Source organism: Hyphomicrobium denitrificans ATCC 51888 (genome assembly GCF_000143145.1).
GTDB lineage: Bacteria > Pseudomonadota > Alphaproteobacteria > Rhizobiales > Hyphomicrobiaceae > Hyphomicrobium_B > Hyphomicrobium_B denitrificans.
This window is the reverse complement of record NC_014313.1, coordinates 1,564,765-1,580,688: the sequence shown is the minus strand read 5'-3', so window position 1 is coordinate 1,580,688 and position 15,924 is coordinate 1,564,765. Positions and strand designations below refer to the sequence as shown.

Here is a 15,924-nt window from a genome sequence, read left to right as displayed (position 1 = left end):
ATGACGAAATCTCGCGCTGATCGCCTGAGCAGATTGCCGGCCAATCTGGCGCCGCGCGGGTTGTCGCGCGAGGAAGCCGCGACTTACATCGGCATAAGTCCCGGTAAGTTCGACAAAATGGTCGATGACGGATTAATGCCTAAGCCCAAACCTATAGGGGGCCGCCGCGTCTGGGATCTCCGCAAGCTTGACTCTTACTTCGATGCTCTGCCCGATACCGATGGCGATCGTGATTCTCTTGGTGACATCTGGGACCGCGCCGCCGTATGACCGTGGGGGCGGACATGCGCATCGGATACCGGTATCTCGTCGAGGATACCGACAGGCACGGCAATGTGCGCATCTATTTTCGGTATCCGGGATATCGGAAGATCCGTCTCCGAGAGAGACCGACGTCGCCCGAGTTTGCAGAACGTTATAGCTCCCTCATCGAGCAGTTTGCGACGGGTTGCTATAAAGAAGCCGAGAAGACATCAGTCAGCGCGGTACCAGGGACCCTAGGGTGGCTCGTCACGGCCTTCCGCGCATCGAAGGATTTCTCCAATCTCGATCCGTCGACACAGCGCACGAGAGCACGCGTACTCGAATCGATGCTGAATGAGCCGATTTTTCAGGAGGCCGCTGAGACATTCAGAAACTTCCCTCTAGACCGCATTAAACTGTCGGACCTAGAAGTTTTGCGCGACCGCAAGAAGGCTCTGCCGGGTGCCGCAACAGACCGGGTCAAGGCACTTCGGCCGATGTTCAAATGGGCGACATCCAAAAAGCATTGCGTTGCGAATCCCGCGATCAGCCTAACTAAACCTCGTTTGATCTCGAACGGTCACCACACTTGGCTACCGGATGAGATTGAAGCGTTCCAGCGCCGCCATCCGTTAGGAACTAAGGCGCACCTCGCCCTATCTATTATGCTGTATACCGGCGCCCGGAGATCGGATGCGGTGCAGCTTGGCCGGCAGCACGAACAAGGTGATTCTCTCCGATGGACGGCCCACAAGAACCGGAACCGGTATCCCACCATCATTCACATCCCCATGCTGCAGCCGCTTGCCGCCGCAATACAGGCCGGGCCCACCGGTGACATGGTCTACCTTTTGACTGAGTACGGTAAGCCCTTCACGATCGCCGGTTTCGGGAACTGGTTTCACGACCGATGCATCGAGGCTGGTCTGCCACAATGCTCCGCACACGGGCTGCGTAAAGCTGGATCAACGCGCGCGGCGGAAGCCGGCGCCACGGCACATCAGTTGATGGCTATGTTCGGTTGGCGAAGCTTGGCGGAGGCCGAGATATATACGCGCGCCGCCGAGCGGAAAAAAATGGCGGCCTTGGGCATGGCGTTCTTGGAAAAGGGTGTCCAGGCAGGAGAAAGCGTCCCACCAATCCCAGATATAAAATCTAGTGGGACAAATAATAAGAAAAAGCCAGCGAAATCAGATGCGGCCGGTGCCGCTGGCGCTCCCTACGGGAGTCGAACCCGTCTTTTCAGATTGAAAATCTGACGTCCTAACCGATAGACGAAGGGAGCGTGGCCACCGCCTGGAAAGGCAACCCTATAATCGGCTTCGGGCGTCCTTGGCAAGCGCGGCTCATCGGCACGTTCCTGCGACAGGATGGCGTTCGATCCGGACCTCAAAATCAGGCCCGAAACCAAGCCGCAAATCAGGCCCTAAATCAGGACTGCCGGCGAGGATCGGCCGCATCCTCGATCTGAAGTTCGACCCGGTCGCGCCCGCCCCAGGTATCGCGCCGGAGGTGCCCGGCGACGTGCAGCGGCATTCCCCCGCCCGACATCAGCAGATCGCCCAGCGGCTGGCCTGCGGCGCGGAACGCGATGGCGTCGAGACGCGCGCCGTCGCCGCCCTCGATCAGCACCCGAGCGTGCGCATCCCCCACCACCTTCGCGAACTTCACCCGATGGGCAGGGAACACGAAGCGCGGGTCGGGATTCCCCTGCCCGAACGGACTGACGCGCTCGATCATATCCATCAGCTCGGTCGTGGCGCCCGACGCGACGAGCGCAGCATCGATATCGAGCCCTGCGGCTTCGTTCGCTGTGACGGTCGCCGTCCTGAGCTGCGTCTGAAAATGAGCTTCGAGCGCCGCAAGATTGTTCCGTCCGACCGTCAATCCGGCCGCCATCGCGTGGCCGCCTCCCTTGACGAGCAGCCCAGCAGAAACGGCCGCACGCACGGCCGCGCCGAGATCAACGCCCGGTATGGATCGGAGCGAGCCCGTTCCCTCGTTCGGACGCGAGGCTTCTGCTTCCCACGCAATGACACATGCGGGTCTGCGAAAGCGTTCGACCAGGCGGCTGGCGACGAGCCCGACGATCCCTTTATGCCATGTCTCCGACGCGACGATGACCATCGCGCGCGCGGGATCGTCGGCCACCTGCTGATCGGCGATCGCGAGCGCTTCCTCGAGCATGATCGCTTCGACGTCGCGGCGCTCTTTGTTCAGGCGATTGAGAAGCTCGGCGATCTTCTGTGCTTCGACCGTGTCGCTCGTTGAAAGCAGAGTCGCGCCGAGGGCCGCATTGCCGATGCGCCCGCCTGCATTGATGCGCGGTCCGAGAATGAACCCGAGGTGATAGGGTGTTGGTGGCGTCGTCAGCCCTGCGACATCGGCCAGCGCCGTCAAACCGACATTCTCGCGGGCACGCATCACCGCGAGACCTTTTTTGACATAGGCGCGGTTGAGAGCGACGAGCGGAACGACGTCGGCGACGGTCGCGAGCGCCACGAGATCGAGCGATGCCAGCAGATCCGGCTCGCGCACGCTGGTGTAAAAGCCGCGCCGTCTCAACTCGCGCATCACCGCAACGAGAACGAGGAACACGACGCCCGCGGCGCACAGCATTCCTTGCCCCGAAATATCGTCCTGGCGGTTCGGATTGACGACCGCTTCGACATCGGGAAGCCGCTCGTCGGCCTGATGGTGATCGACGACGACGACATCGGCGCCGAGCTTGCGCGCCGCAGCTAGCGGCTCGAAACTCGTCGTGCCGCAATCGACGGTCACGATCAGCTTCGCGCCTTCGTTGACGAGCGTTTCGATGGCGCCGACGTTCGGCCCGTAGCCTTCAAACAGCCGGTCCGGAATGTAGATGCGCGACGGCACGTCATGATGCGAAAGAAAGCGATGCAGCAGCGCCGACGAGCACGCGCCGTCGACGTCATAGTCGCCGAAGATCGCGACGCGCTGCTTGCCTTCGATCGCGTCTGCGAGTCGCGCGGCCGCCTTGTCCATGTCGCGGAGCACGCTCGGATCGGGCATCAACGATTTCAGCGTCGGATCGAGGAAGCCCGGCACGGCGTCCAACCCGACGTTACGCGCCGCGAGAATGCGGCCGATCATTTCGGGCAAGCCGTGATGCTGGCCGATCGCCGTCGCGAGCGACTTCAACTCGGGCCGCAGCCGCTCGCGCCATTGGAAGCCGCGCGCACTCGAGCGCACGCCGAGAAACGCGCCGCCGTCGTCCTGGCTCTCTATTGCCGCCTTCGCCAGACTTGTTGAGCGCACCGGAGCCCCCTCTGCTTTCCGTCGCCAAGTTGTATGTCGATTCGCATGCGCGTGCTGCCGCGGGCGGCAATCGCCCACAGCACAAACACAGAGAAAACGGCAGCTTACAGGCTAAATGAAGCGTGCGCCGACGTTGCGCAACGTCGACTTGATCCGCCTGACCGTGCCTGTCTTGGAGCGCATGACGACCGTCTCGGTCTCGGCGAAATCGCCGCGAATGCGCACGCCCTTGAGCAGCGAGCCGTCGGTGACGCCCGTCGCCGAGAACACGACGTCGGCAGACGCCATGTCCTGCAGACGGAACTTCCGGTTGATGTCGCTGATGCCCATCTTCTCGGCGCGAATGCGCTCTTCGTCCTTCATCGGGATCAGACGGCCCTGAATCTGTCCGCCGATGCAGCGCAACGCCGCCGCCGCGAGCACACCCTCGGGCGCGCCGCCGGAACCCATGTAGATGTCGATGCCGGTTTCCTTGGGGTCCGTCGTCCAGATGACGCCCGCGATATCGCCGTCGGGAATGAGCTGCACGCCGGCGCCCGCTTCACGCACGGCCCGGATCAGTTCCGCGTGACGCGGACGATCGAGAATGCAGGCCATGATTTCGTTGATCGGCACGCCCTTCGCCTTGGCGAGCGCATTGAGATTGTCCGCGGGCGTCGCATCGAGATCGACGATGTCGTCGGGATAGCCCGGTCCGACCGCGATCTTGTTCATGTACATGTCCGGCGCGTGCAGCAAGCCGCCCTTCTCGGCGATAGCCAGCACGGCCAGCGCGTTCGGCATCGCCTTGGCGCAGATCGTCGTGCCCTCGAGCGGATCGACGGCGATATCGACTTCCGGACCCTCGCCGGTGCCGACCTTCTCGCCGATGTACAGCATCGGAGCTTCGTCCATCTCACCTTCGCCGATGACGACGGTGCCCTGGATTTCGACGCGGCCAAGCTCCCGGCGCATCGCATCGACGGCGGCCTTGTCGGCAGCCTTCTCGTTGCCGCGTCCGCGGAGCTGCGCTGCTGCGATAGCAGCCGCCTCAGTCACGCGCGCGAGTTCCAGAACGAGGATGCGCTCCAACCCCGGACCGTGCCCGTTCGATTGCTCCGTCTTGCTCATATTCTCATCCTTCCGGACCATGCTTGGCCAAATGTTCGAATTCTACAGCTCTTCAATGCGGATCATCTGCGGAGCTTCGGTGACGTTGCCGTCCTTCTCGATCGCCGCCAAAGCCTTGCGCATCGCCTCTTCGGTCGTCTCATGCGTAATGATGATGACCGGCTGTGCCTTGTCCTTCGATCGCTGCGGAGCAGTGCGCGGCGCGTGAAGCGTCTGCGGCCGATGCTGCACGATGCTCTCGAGCGAGATCGCCTGATCGCTCATGCTCTTGGCGACGGCGGCCATCGCACCCGGCTTATCGTAGAGAGCCAGGCGGACGTAATAGGAGCCATAATGCTGATCGAGCTTGGCGCGCTTGTGCGTCTTGAGCTTGGCGACCGGCGTAACGAACGGCGGCACGATCAACCCACGCGCGACATCGAGAATGTCGCCGGCAACAGCGGATGCCGTCGGCTTCGCGCCCGCGCCCGCCCCGACCAGCAGGACGCTGCCCGAGAAATCGCCCTCGATGGCGACGGCGTTGGTGACGCCCGAGACTTCCGCGATGGCTGAATCCTTGAACACGAGCGCCGGAGACACGCGCGCTTCGATGCCCGTTTCAGATTCAGACGCCACGCCAAGCAGCTTGATGCGATAACCAAGACTGTCGGCTGCCTCGATGTCGGCTTCCGTGATCGTCTGAATGCCTTCGACATGGATCTGGTCGAAGGCGACCTTCGTGCCGAACGCAAGGCTGGTCAGCAGCGCGAGCTTATGCGCCGTATCGAAACCGCCAATGTCGAACGTCGGATCGGCCTCGGCATATCCGAGCGCCTGCGCTTCCTTCAAAACGTCCGCGAACGGACGCTTGTCGTTTTGCATCTGTGTCAGGATGTAATTGCAGGTGCCGTTCAGAATGCCGTAGACGCGCCGCACTCGGTTCGCGCCCAGCGCTTCGCGCAGCGTCTTGATGATCGGAATGCCGCCCGCGACCGCCGCCTCGAAATTCAAGGAGACGCCATTCTTTTCGGCGAGCTTGGCGAGCGCGATGCCATGCTTGGCGAGCAGCGCCTTGTTGGCCGTCACCACATGCTTTTTTGCTTGCAGCGCCGCCTCGACCGCCGCCTTCGCGACGCCGTCCTCGCCGCCGATCAATTCGATGAAGACATCGTTCGACGGGTCCTTGGCAAGCGCCACCGGATCGTCGAACCACTGATAGCCGTCGATCGCAATGTTGCGAACCTTCTCGCGGCTCCGCGCCGAAATGCCGGTGACGCGGATTTCACGTCCGACGATGTTCGCGAAGTGCGCGCCGTTGGTCGTGAGAAGTTCCAGCAGGCCGCCACCGACCGTGCCAACTCCGGCTATACCGAGTTTAAGGGGTTCCATTTTCACTAACTATCGTGATGCGGATTTCTGAGAGGGAGCGGCGCGCTGATCGGCCTGAGACGTTTCAGAGAACAGCTTTTTGATCGATCGTGCCGCCTGGCGGATGCGCTGTTCGTTTTCGACCAGCGCGATGCGGATGAAGCCTTCGCCATATTCACCGAACCCGACGCCCGGCGAAACTGCGACGTCGGCTTCCTCGATCAGCAGTTTGGCGAATTCGACGGAGCCCAGGTGCTTGTATTTCTCCGGAACCGGCGCCCAGGCGAACATCGTTGCCGGAGGCGCGGGAACGTGGAACCCGGCGCGGTCGAAGCTTTCGACCAGCGCATCGCGGCGGCTCTTGTACATCGCGCGGATCTCGTCGACGCAATCCTGCGGGCCGTTGAGCGCCGCCGCAGCCGCCACCTGGATCGGCGTGAACGCACCATAATCGAGATAGGATTTGACGCGCGCCAGCGCTCCTATCAGCCGCTCGTTGCCGACCGCGAAGCCCATGCGCCAGCCCGGCATGTTGTAGGTCTTCGACAGCGACGTGAACTCGACCGACACATCTTTGGCGCCCGGAACCTGCAGGATCGAAGGTGGCGGCACCCCGTCATAATAAAGCTCGGCATAGGCGATGTCCGAGAGCACGATGATGTCGTGCTTCTTCGCCAGAGCCACTGCGTCCTTGTAGAATTCGAGGTCGGCGACCATCGCGGTCGGATTGGACGGAAATGAAATGACGACCGCCAGCGGCTTCGGGATCGAATGCTTCACCGCATGATCGATGGCGCGCAGGAAGTCCTCGCCGTTGTTGGCGGGCAGATGCCGGATCGAAGCACCGGCGATGATGAAGCCGAACGCGTGGATCGGGTAAGTCGGGTTCGGAACGAGCACGACGTCGCCCGGCGCGGCAATCGCCTGCGCGATGTTCGCGAACCCTTCCTTCGAACCGAGCGTCGCCACGATCTCGGTTTCCGGATCGAGCTTCACGCCGAAGCGGCGCTCGTAATAGGCCGCCTGAGCCTTGCGCAGACCGGGGATACCCTTCGACGCCGAATATCGATGCGTGCGCGGCTTGTTGATCGTCTCGATCAGCTTGTCGACGATGTGCTGCGGGGTCGGCATGTCGGGATTGCCCATGCCGAGATCGACGATGTCGGCACCACGCGCACGCGCGGCGGCTTTCAAACGGTTCACTTCCGCGAAAACGTATGGCGGCAGGCGCTTGATGCGGTGAAAATCTTCGCTCAACAGACTTTGCCCTCGACGCCGTTCGTCACCGGCGTCACAGATATTTCGCTTTTGCACTAGGGATGAACCCGGGATCGGTTAACGAAGACCGTGCGCCGATCGCCGCCTTGTTTACGCTCGCCCGCCATGCTCCGTCCAGTGCCGCGGGGCGACGACCTGGGAAACGGTGCGGAAGTCATGAGATTGGCACCTTCGCAACGCAAAAACGGCCGCAACCGAGTTTGATTTTTCCCGCCCCCCACCTACTTAGAGGCTATATCGGGCACCCGTGATTCGACTTGATCGCTCCCCATCCGAGGGGCACTCTACCCAAGGTGAAATGGCTGCGGCCGGCAGCAGATTGAACTGTCGGCGCCGCATTTTGGAAAGCATTTAAACGCCGCCATGCCCCAGGACAGCTTCAAGCCCGAAATCCCTCCGTTCCTGTCGCGTTACCTGATCGCCAACCCCGAAGAGTTCGCTTCGAACCTTCTCCGCGCCTACGAGCGGGGCAGCATTGCGCTCGCGCAACTTGCCGAGCGCCCGGACGCGAAGGTCGGCCCGTACACGTCCGCGAGCGAGTTCTCGGCCGCGACCGAGACGCTGACGTCGCTGGCGCAGACATGGCTTTCCGATCCGGTGAAGCTGTCGGAGGCGCAGACACTCTTCTTCGGCCAGTTCGCCAATCTCTGGAACAACGTCCTGGCGCGCGCCATGGGCATGCCGATCGCTCCGCTGATCGAACCAGCTTCGACCGACAATCGCTTCAAGGATCCCGAGTGGAGCGCCAACCCCTTCTTTGATTTTTGCAAGCAGGCCTATCTGCTGGCGTGCAAATGGGCCGAGGATCAATTGGCGACGACGCCGGGTCTCGATGAGCGAGCGCGCCACCGCGCCGAGTTCTACCTTCGCCAGCTGACGAGCGCCTACTCGCCGACGAACTTCCTCGCGACAAACCCGGAAGTCCTGCGCGAAACCATCGAGACGAACGGGCGCAATCTCCTGGAAGGCGCCAATCTTCTCGCCGAGGATTTGCGGTCGTCCGGCGATCTGATGAAAATCAGTCAGACGGACGCCAACGCTTTCGAGCTTGGCCGCAACCTCGCCACCACGCCCGGCAAGGTGGTCTTCCAGAATGAGTTGTTGCAGCTCATTCAGTATGTGCCCGCGACGGATAAGGTCCGTGAGCGCCCGATTTTGATGATCCCGCCGTGGATCAACAAATATTACATCCTCGATCTGACGAGCCAGAAAAGCTTCGTCAAGTACGTCGTCGATCAGGGCTTCACGGTTTTTGTCGTCTCGTGGGTCAATCCGGACGAAAAGCTCGCTGCAAAGACGTTCGAAGACTACATTCTCGAAGGCATCCTGGAAGCGGTCCGCGCGGTCAAACAGGAGTCTGGCGTCGAGAAAATCAACGTGCTCGGCTATTGCGTCGGCGGCACGGCGCTGACGACGGGACTTGCGTACCTCGCGCAGCGTGGCGAAGAGCCGTTCAAAAGCTGCACGCTGCTGACGACACAGGTCGACTTCACGCTCGCCGGCGATCTCCTGCTCTTCACCGACGACAACCAGCTCGACAGCCTCGACGCCCTGATGACCGAGAAGGGTTTTCTCGACGGCTCACGCATGGCCAACGTCTTCAACATGATGCGGCCGCGCGATCTGATCTGGCCGTACGTCATCAACAATTACATGCTCGGCAAGAAGCCCTTCCCGTTCGATCTCCTGTTCTGGAACCAGGACTCGACGCGCATGGCCGCCGCCAATCACAAATTCTATCTTCGCGAGTTCTATAACGAGAACCGTCTTGCCAAGGGTGAGATGGACGTCGGCGGCATCAAGCTCGACCTCGGCAAGATCAAGCTGCCTATCTTCTCGGTCGCGACGCGCGAGGATCACATCGCGCCCGCGGCATCGGTTTTCCGCGGCATGCAGATGCTCGGCGGCCCGGTCGAATTCGTGCTCGCAGGATCGGGCCACATTGCCGGAGTCATCAATCCGCCGAGCAAGGCCAAATACCAGTTCTGGACGAAGGGCACGAACATGGCGAACCTTGCCGACTGGCAGACGTCAGCGTCCGTCACGCCGGGATCCTGGTGGCCCTACTGGATTGAATGGCTGTCGCAGCAGTCCGGAGGCTGGATCGAGGCGCGCGCTCCGGGGAAAAAGCTCGGCGTCATCGAGGATGCGCCGGGCTCCTACGTCAAGGCGAGCTAATGTCAAGGCAAGCTGGCCGGCTTCGCGCTTTGCGGCTGGCCCCTTAGGGAAGCCGCAAAGCGCAATTCATCAAGCCAGCTCGAACTCGCCCTCGTAATCGACGGGCCAGAGGACGGTAAAGTCTTCCCCCTCCAGCGCGCGAAACGCGACGGCATTGATGTCGAGTTCGTCCGACGCGCCCTCGACGATCGGCTCGATCTTTTCCCAAACCTTCGTCGCGTTCTTCGCGAGCAGAATGAGATTGATGACGCCGTCGCCAGGCTCATGCCCATCGACTTCCGCCGTCGTCGAACCGCCGAGGGCGTCGATCAGGCGGTCCTCGAGTTCGATCACCTTGTCGAGCGTATCCTCGTCGTCACCCTGAAATTGCAAAACAAGCTGGTAGTTCATGGCCCCTTCCTGGCGGCATTTCTAAATCGCGGCAAGTGCCTGCTCGAGATCGGCGATGAGGTCGTCGACATCTTCGATACCGAGTGACAGGCGGACAACATCCGGGCCGGCCCCTGCGGCTGCGCGCTCTTCGTCGCGAAGCTGCCGGTGCGTGGTCGACGCCGGATGAATGACGAGGCTGCGGGTGTCCCCAATGTTGGCAAGGAAACTGAAGAGCTTCAAGGCCGAGACCAGCCTCACGCCCGCTTCATAACCACCCTTGAGGCCGAACGTGAAGACCGAACCCGCACCTTTTGGACAAATCTTTTGGTGGAGAGCGTAGCTGGGATTCTTGGGCAGCCCGGCATAGTTCACCCAACCGACGCCCGGCTGCTTTTCCAGCCATTCCGCCACGATGCGCGCGTTGTCGACCTGACGCTGGATCCTGAGCGGCAGCGTCTCGACGCCGGTCAGAATGAGAAACGCATTGAAAGGCGAAATCGCCGGACCGAGGTCGCGCAGACCGAGCACACGCGCCGCAATCGCAAACGCCATAGGGCCGAAAGCCTCGGCGAGCTTCATTCCGTTGTAGGACGGATTTGGGTCGACCAGAGATTTGTATCGGTGCGGACTTTTCAGCCAGTCGAACGTGCCGCAATCGACGATCACGCCGCCGACCGAGTTGCCATGTCCGCCGATGAACTTCATCAGGCTGTGCACGACGATATCGGCGCCGAATTCTTTCGGCCGGCAGAGATAGGGCGTCGCCAGCGTGTTATCGACGATGAACGGAACACCGGCGCGCTTGGCAACGGCCGCGATGCCCGGCAGATCGCTGACGATCCCGCCAGGATTGGCGATGCTCTCGCAGAAAATCGCGCGCGTCTTCGGCGTTATTGCCCGCTCAAAGCTCGACGCGTCCGTCGCGTCGGCCCAGACGACGTTCCAATCGAATTTCTTGTAGGAGTGATTGAACTGATTGATCGAGCCGCCGTAGAGCTGACGCGCCGCGATGAATTCGTCACCCGGCTCGAGGAGCGTGTGCAGCGCGAGAAATTGCGCGGCGTGACCCGACGCAACGGCCAGCGCCGCCGTGCCGTCTTCGAGCGCGGCAACGCGTGCTTCGAGCACTGCCTGCGTGGGATTGTTGATCCGCGTGTAGATGTTTCCGAACGCTTCGAGATTGAACAGTGCCGCCGCGTGGTCCGGATCGTTGAACACGAAGGATGTCGTTTGATAGATCGGCGTCACGCGCGCCCCTGTGACGGGATCGGGGCTTGCGCCCGCGTGCACGGCCTGGGTCGCAAACTTTTGCGTCGGCGACTGTGTCATGTGAGAACTCCTGAGCGGCGTTTTTTGCGCCGTCAGGGAGCGCAGCGTGGGCCGGTCTGTCAACCGGCCTTTCTGCAAAAGCTATTCAAAGCTTGGCGAACTGGCCGGCGATGCCGCAGCGCCACTTCTGGATTACCCAGTTGGGATGTTCACCAATCCATTTCGCCATTTCAATCTGGCCGTTCATGGCGCATTGCTGGGCGGTGACCCTCTCACCCTCGAAATTGAGGGTCACGTCCCGGCAGCGAGACGGTTGGTCGATCATGCAGACGGCGACGACGAGTTCGATCATGGAACCTCCAGGTCTAGTCTGACGATCACTCGAAAGAGTGATCCGGCTTGCCTTGAGCGGTTCCTCGATGCCTGTTTGTTATCGTCGAGATTATTTCCCGAAGTATGTGGGAATTTCGGTCAGGCACAAGAACGCGACCGACGCGGCTCAATGCTAAATCGCGTTCATGCCGCTTTGAAGATCCGAGTGTGTCTTGTTGGGCTCGAAAATTCGCCGCAAAAGTAGCCGATAAGCCACAATTCAGCCTCGCACAATGCCCACCCGCGCATAATCAGTCATCGAAATACAACAAACGATTCGGTTTTCTGCGGATTGAGGCAGCTGCGTGCTTGTGCACCGACAGGGTTAAGAGCGAGAAGTGGGCGCGCGAGTCCCGAGACAGATATAAGGGCGGCAAATGACGACTTACGGGGCCTCTTCGGCTCAAAGTGCGGCGTGGGACGGTAAAACCAAATCCGGGGCTCCGACGGTCGGGTGGTTTCTGCGAAGATCGGCCCTTTGGGCGGCGATCGTCGTGGCCGGCATCATCTCGGCATGCGCCCTCTACGCGATTGTGGCCAACGCTGAAGCGACGACTTCTGGCAACTCGCCTGCGGCGACAACTCAGACCTCCCCGCTCGGCGTCTGAGACGCGCTGAAAGCTGCGTGCGCGTCGTTTCGCACCAAACGCGCCGGCGCGACCACTCGTGTTGTAGCTCGCAGGCTCCATAAGACCCGTTTTCGCAGCGCAACGCGCGTGCGCGGCGTACTATTTTTGCCTCCCATTCACCGATCCTATCTATGGATAATCGCCGGTGCCTTGATCCTGACCTGCGCCTCCCTTTATCATCGTAGAAGGCTGGTGCCCCGAGGGACGCGTCGGAATGACGGAGCAACAAAAGAAATTTCCAGAGTTCTACGTTACCGCTCCGCAGCCCTGCCCGTATTTGCCCGGCCGGCTTGAACGCAAACTCTTCACGCATCTGACGCACGACAAGCCGCCGGAACTCATCGACCGCCTGCTGACAACCGGCTTCCGCCGCAGCCAGAACATCGCCTACGTGCCGTACTGCGAGGGCTGCCAGGCCTGCGTGTCCGTGCGCGTCGTGGTCAACGAGTTCAAAAGCAATCGATCGATGCGCCGCAGCTGGGTGCGCAATTCCAAGCTCGCCGCGCGCCGCACCGCGTCGATCCCGACGCAGGAACAGTTCAAGCTCTTCCGCGCCTACATCGATGCCCGCCACAGCGACGGCGGCATGGCCGACATGACGATGCTCGACTACCGCATGATGGTCGAAGACACCGTCATCGACACGTTCCTGACCGAATACCGCCAGAGGCCGGACGGCGCGCCGGATTCCGAATTCGACTCCTGGCCGCTCAAGGCCGTGGCGCTGTGCGACCGGCTGAGCGACGGCATCTCGATGGTCTACAGCTTCTATGATCCCGATGGCGCCGACTCCGGTCTCGGCACGTACATGATCCTGGAGCATATCGCCTTCGCGCAGCGCATCGGTCTGCCGCACGTCTACCTCGGCTATTGGATCGAGGGCTCGAAGAAGATGGCGTACAAAACGCGCTTCCAGCCGCAAGAACGCCTCGGACCGGATCGCTGGGAGCGCGTCCCCGAAGACGCCGAGGAATTCTAAAAGCGCAGACCTTCAGGGTTGCTGATCTTACTTCGCCAGCTCGGCATTGAGCTTGTCGAACATGTACTGCCACTTCGCCGTCTGAGTATCGACGAGCACATTCATCCGGGCTCTGAGTTCCAGCAGGATCGCGCAGTCCGGGCTCGCCGCGCTCGCGCCCTCGCGACCCATCGACGAAATCGCCGACAGCAGTTCGTCCGTCGATTTGTCGTAGACCGCCGTCTTGTCGTCGCGCACGAACGGCGCGGCCTTTTCCATGAAATCGTTCTGATTCCAGTTGCGCTTCAACTTCAGCTCGCGCAGCTTTTCCTGAAACTCAGGCCGGTTCTTGCTGTTGAGATCGCGCAGGCTCGACGCCGTCGCCTCGACGACAGCCTCGAAGTCCTCTTTCTGGCACGTCGTTTCGGTGCCTTGCGCCCGGAGATCGGCGGTCCCGATCCCCATCATCGCCGCCGCCCCCACGATCCAAGCCGCTTTTTTAAACGTCCCACCCATGCGACATGGTCGTAGCCGTGCCGAGCGGCCGCGACAAGCGCGGCCGGTCAACATCCGCAATCAAAATCGCGGACCGAACGAGTTCGATCGCGGGAACCCGCGCGGAACGACACGCCCGGCTTGTGCGCGCTCGCCGACCCAGTCGCGCATCTCACCCCACGCGAGGGTGAATTCTCGACCCGCGCTGTCGACCCACGTCAAGCCATCCGACTTCTTGAAGACGCGAACGTCGGACAGGCTGCCGTCCTTGAAGCGTTGCAGGATGACACCCTTGCCGCGCGTCATCTCGTTAACCTCGTCGATCTTAAAGACGAGAAGCTTGCGATTGTCGCCGACCGTCGCAACGTAATCGCCTTCGGCGGGGACGCAGACGCGCGCCTCATCCGGCTCCGACACGTTCAGGACCTGCTTGCCCTTGCGTGTCGACGCGATCACTTCCTCTTCCGGCACGATGAAGCCGTAGCCCGCCGTCGAAGCGACGAGCAGCTTGCGCGACGGATCGTGCACGAACACCTCGACGATGTCGTGGTTCTCTTCGAGATCGATCATCAGCCGCACGGGCTCGCCGTGACCGCGCCCGCCCGGCAGCGCGTTTGCTTCGAGCGTGAAGAATTTGCCGTTCGTCGTCAGCAGCACGAGCTTGTCGGTCGTCAACGCCTTGATGGCGCGCTTCAAAGCATCGCCCTGCTTGAAGTCCAGCTTCGAGAGATCGTCCTGATGCCCCTTGAGCGTGCGCACCCATCCCTTTTCCGACAGGATGACCGTGACCGGCTCTTTCTCGACCAAGGCCGTTGCAAGATCGACCTCGACCTCCGGCGCATCGGCGAACGTCGAACGTCGGCGGCCGATTGCGGTCTTCTTCGAGTACGCCTCGCGCGTCGTCTTGACCTCGTTCGAGACGTGCTCCCATTGCAGCTCTTCCGATTTCAGAAGCTGCTTCAGCTCGCGCCGCTCTTTCGAAAGCTTGTCGTGCTCGGAACGGATCTCGACCTCTTCGAGCCGCGACAACGACCGCAGACGTAGATTGAGGATCGCTTCCGCCTGCACATCGCTGAGCTTGAATTTCGCGATCAGCTTCGCCTTCGGATCGTCTTCGCGACGAATGATCCGGATGACCTCATCGATATTGAGATAGGCGATCAGATAGCCGTCGAGAACTTCGAGGCGATGCTCGATCTTCTTCAGGCGATGCGTCGAACGGCGAACAAGCACCTCGATCCGGTGCTCCAGCCACTGCCAGAGCACATCGCGCAGATCGAGCACGTTCGGCACCTGGCCCGCCGACAGTACGTTCATGTTGAGCCCGACGCGCACTTCGAGTTCCGAAGCGCGGAACATGCTCTCCATCAGCAGCACGGGATCGACGACGCGGGTCTTCGGCTCCAGCACGAGGCGAATTTCTTCCGCGCTCTCATCGCGCACATCGCCAAGGAACGGCAGCTTCTTGTCGCTCATCAGCTCGGCGATTTTCTCGACGAGCTTGGCCTTCTGAACGCCGTAGGGGATTTCGGTGACGACGATCTGATAGCCGCCGCGTGCCGTATCTTCCTTGCTCCAGCGGGCGCGCACGCGAAAACCGCCGCGGCCCGTCTTATAGGCTTCCAGAATTGCATCGCGCGGCTCGACGATCACGCCGCCGGTTGGGAAATCCGGCCCCGGTACCATCTCGACGAGCTTTTCGATCGTCGCATTCGGATGCTTGATGAGATGCAGCAGCGCGGCGCAAAGCTCATCGACGTTGTGCGGCGGAATGTTCGTCGCCATACCGACCGCGATGCCCGACGCGCCATTCGCCAGCAGGTTCGGAAACGCCGCCGGCAGAACCACCGGCTCCTCGACGCGGCCGTCGTAGTTCGGACGGAACTCGACCGTGTCCTCGTCGATGCCTTCGAGGATCAGCGCCGCCGTCTCCGTCATGCGCGCTTCGGTGTAGCGTTCCGCCGCCGGATTATCGCCGTCGATGTTGCCGAAGTTGCCCTGGCCGTCGACCAGCGGATAGCGCACCGCGAAATCCTGCGCGAGACGCGCCAGCGCATCATAGATCGCCTGGTTGCCGTGCGGGTGATAGTCACCCATCACCTCGCCGACGATCTTCGCGCACTTGATGTAGCCGCCTTCCGGATTGAGCCTGAGTTCGCGCATCGCATAGAGAATGCGTCTGTGGACGGGCTTCAGACCGTCACGCACGTCGGGCAGCGCCCGGTTCATGATCGTCGACAGCGCATACGCGAGATACCGCTCCTCGAGAGCGGTACGGAATTCGACGGGCTCGATCGGGCCGTCGCCAGGAAGAATCGGTTTTGTCGTCATGGGCGCATCCCTACAGCGCGGCCCCAAGGCTCTCAAGCCCGCCATGGCGCCCACACTGCC

Annotated in this window: 13 protein-coding genes and 1 tRNA gene; 4 read left to right on the top strand and 10 right to left on the bottom strand. The window is 61.6% G+C overall.

Translation table 11 applies throughout. The features are described 5' to 3' along the window. Together HDEN_RS07535 and HDEN_RS18625 are read left to right on the top strand one after the other, a co-directional pair. Positions 1 to 270, top strand: a complete 270-nt coding sequence (locus tag HDEN_RS07535) for a helix-turn-helix transcriptional regulator (protein WP_013214153.1) — start codon at positions 1 to 3, stop codon at positions 268 to 270. Continuing rightward, positions 267 to 1,502, top strand: coding sequence for a tyrosine-type recombinase/integrase (locus tag HDEN_RS18625; protein ID WP_013215553.1), 1,236 nt, complete (start codon positions 267 to 269; stop codon positions 1,500 to 1,502). Before HDEN_RS07535 ends, HDEN_RS18625 begins: the two co-directional genes overlap by 4 nt. Here the strand turns inward: HDEN_RS18625 and HDEN_RS07530 are convergent. The 5 genes from HDEN_RS07530 to HDEN_RS07510 all read right to left on the bottom strand — a co-directional run bounded on the left by HDEN_RS07530 (position 1,454) and on the right by HDEN_RS07510 (position 7,239). After that, positions 1,454 to 1,528 (bottom strand) — tRNA-Glu (locus HDEN_RS07530). The genes HDEN_RS18625 and HDEN_RS07530 overlap by 49 nt on opposite strands. A 146-nt stretch (positions 1,529 to 1,674) precedes the next feature. Next, complete coding sequence (gene recJ, locus HDEN_RS07525; protein ID WP_013215552.1) at positions 1,675 to 3,525, bottom strand: single-stranded-DNA-specific exonuclease RecJ; 1,851 nt, start codon at positions 3,523 to 3,525, stop codon at positions 1,675 to 1,677. 111 nt (positions 3,526 to 3,636) lie between these two features. Continuing rightward, positions 3,637 to 4,635, bottom strand: a complete 999-nt coding sequence (glpX, locus tag HDEN_RS07520; RefSeq protein WP_013215551.1) for a class II fructose-bisphosphatase — start codon at positions 4,633 to 4,635, stop codon at positions 3,637 to 3,639. 42 nt (positions 4,636 to 4,677) lie between these two features. Next, positions 4,678 to 6,003, bottom strand: coding sequence for a homoserine dehydrogenase (locus HDEN_RS07515; protein ID WP_013215550.1), 1,326 nt, complete (start codon positions 6,001 to 6,003; stop codon positions 4,678 to 4,680). Positions 6,004 to 6,012: 9 nt separating this feature from the next. Further along, positions 6,013 to 7,239, bottom strand: coding sequence for an LL-diaminopimelate aminotransferase (locus tag HDEN_RS07510; protein ID WP_013215549.1), 1,227 nt, complete (start codon positions 7,237 to 7,239; stop codon positions 6,013 to 6,015). Between the two features lie 384 nt (positions 7,240 to 7,623). On the opposite strand from HDEN_RS07510, the gene HDEN_RS07505 reads away from it, so the two are divergent. Continuing rightward, positions 7,624 to 9,438 carry a PHA/PHB synthase family protein gene (locus HDEN_RS07505; RefSeq protein WP_013215548.1) on the top strand — a complete coding sequence of 605 codons (1,815 nt, stop codon included), beginning with the start codon at positions 7,624 to 7,626 and terminating at the stop codon, positions 9,436 to 9,438. 69 nt (positions 9,439 to 9,507) lie between these two features. Here HDEN_RS07505 and HDEN_RS07500 read toward each other — a convergent pair whose 3' ends face one another. The 3 genes from HDEN_RS07500 to HDEN_RS07490 form a co-directional block, all read right to left on the bottom strand. Then, on the bottom strand, positions 9,508 to 9,828 hold the full coding sequence (locus HDEN_RS07500; RefSeq protein WP_013215547.1) for a hypothetical protein: 321 nt from the start codon (positions 9,826 to 9,828) through the stop codon (positions 9,508 to 9,510). Between the two features lie 21 nt (positions 9,829 to 9,849). Beyond that, a complete protein-coding gene (locus HDEN_RS07495) occupies positions 9,850 to 11,139 on the bottom strand; it encodes an O-acetylhomoserine aminocarboxypropyltransferase (protein ID WP_013215546.1) in 1,290 nt (429 codons plus the stop codon). An 85-nt stretch (positions 11,140 to 11,224) separates the two neighbouring features. Next, the gene (locus HDEN_RS07490; RefSeq protein WP_013215545.1) at positions 11,225 to 11,431 is read right to left on the bottom strand and encodes a hypothetical protein; all 207 of its coding nucleotides are present in this window, start codon (positions 11,429 to 11,431) and stop codon (positions 11,225 to 11,227) included. An 863-nt stretch (positions 11,432 to 12,294) separates the two neighbouring features. Here HDEN_RS07490 and HDEN_RS07485 point away from each other — a divergent pair. Next, the gene (locus HDEN_RS07485) at positions 12,295 to 13,059 is read left to right on the top strand and encodes an arginyltransferase (protein ID WP_013215543.1); all 765 of its coding nucleotides are present in this window, start codon (positions 12,295 to 12,297) and stop codon (positions 13,057 to 13,059) included. Between the two features lie 27 nt (positions 13,060 to 13,086). Here HDEN_RS07485 and HDEN_RS07480 read toward each other — a convergent pair whose 3' ends face one another. Together HDEN_RS07480 and parC are read right to left on the bottom strand one after the other, a co-directional pair. Next, on the bottom strand, positions 13,087 to 13,506 hold the full coding sequence (locus HDEN_RS07480) for a hypothetical protein (RefSeq protein ID WP_013215542.1): 420 nt from the start codon (positions 13,504 to 13,506) through the stop codon (positions 13,087 to 13,089). Between the two features lie 108 nt (positions 13,507 to 13,614). Then, positions 13,615 to 15,864 carry a DNA topoisomerase IV subunit A gene (parC, locus tag HDEN_RS07475; protein WP_013215541.1) on the bottom strand — a complete coding sequence of 750 codons (2,250 nt, stop codon included), beginning with the start codon at positions 15,862 to 15,864 and terminating at the stop codon, positions 13,615 to 13,617. Positions 15,865 to 15,924: the final 60 nt, after the last annotated feature.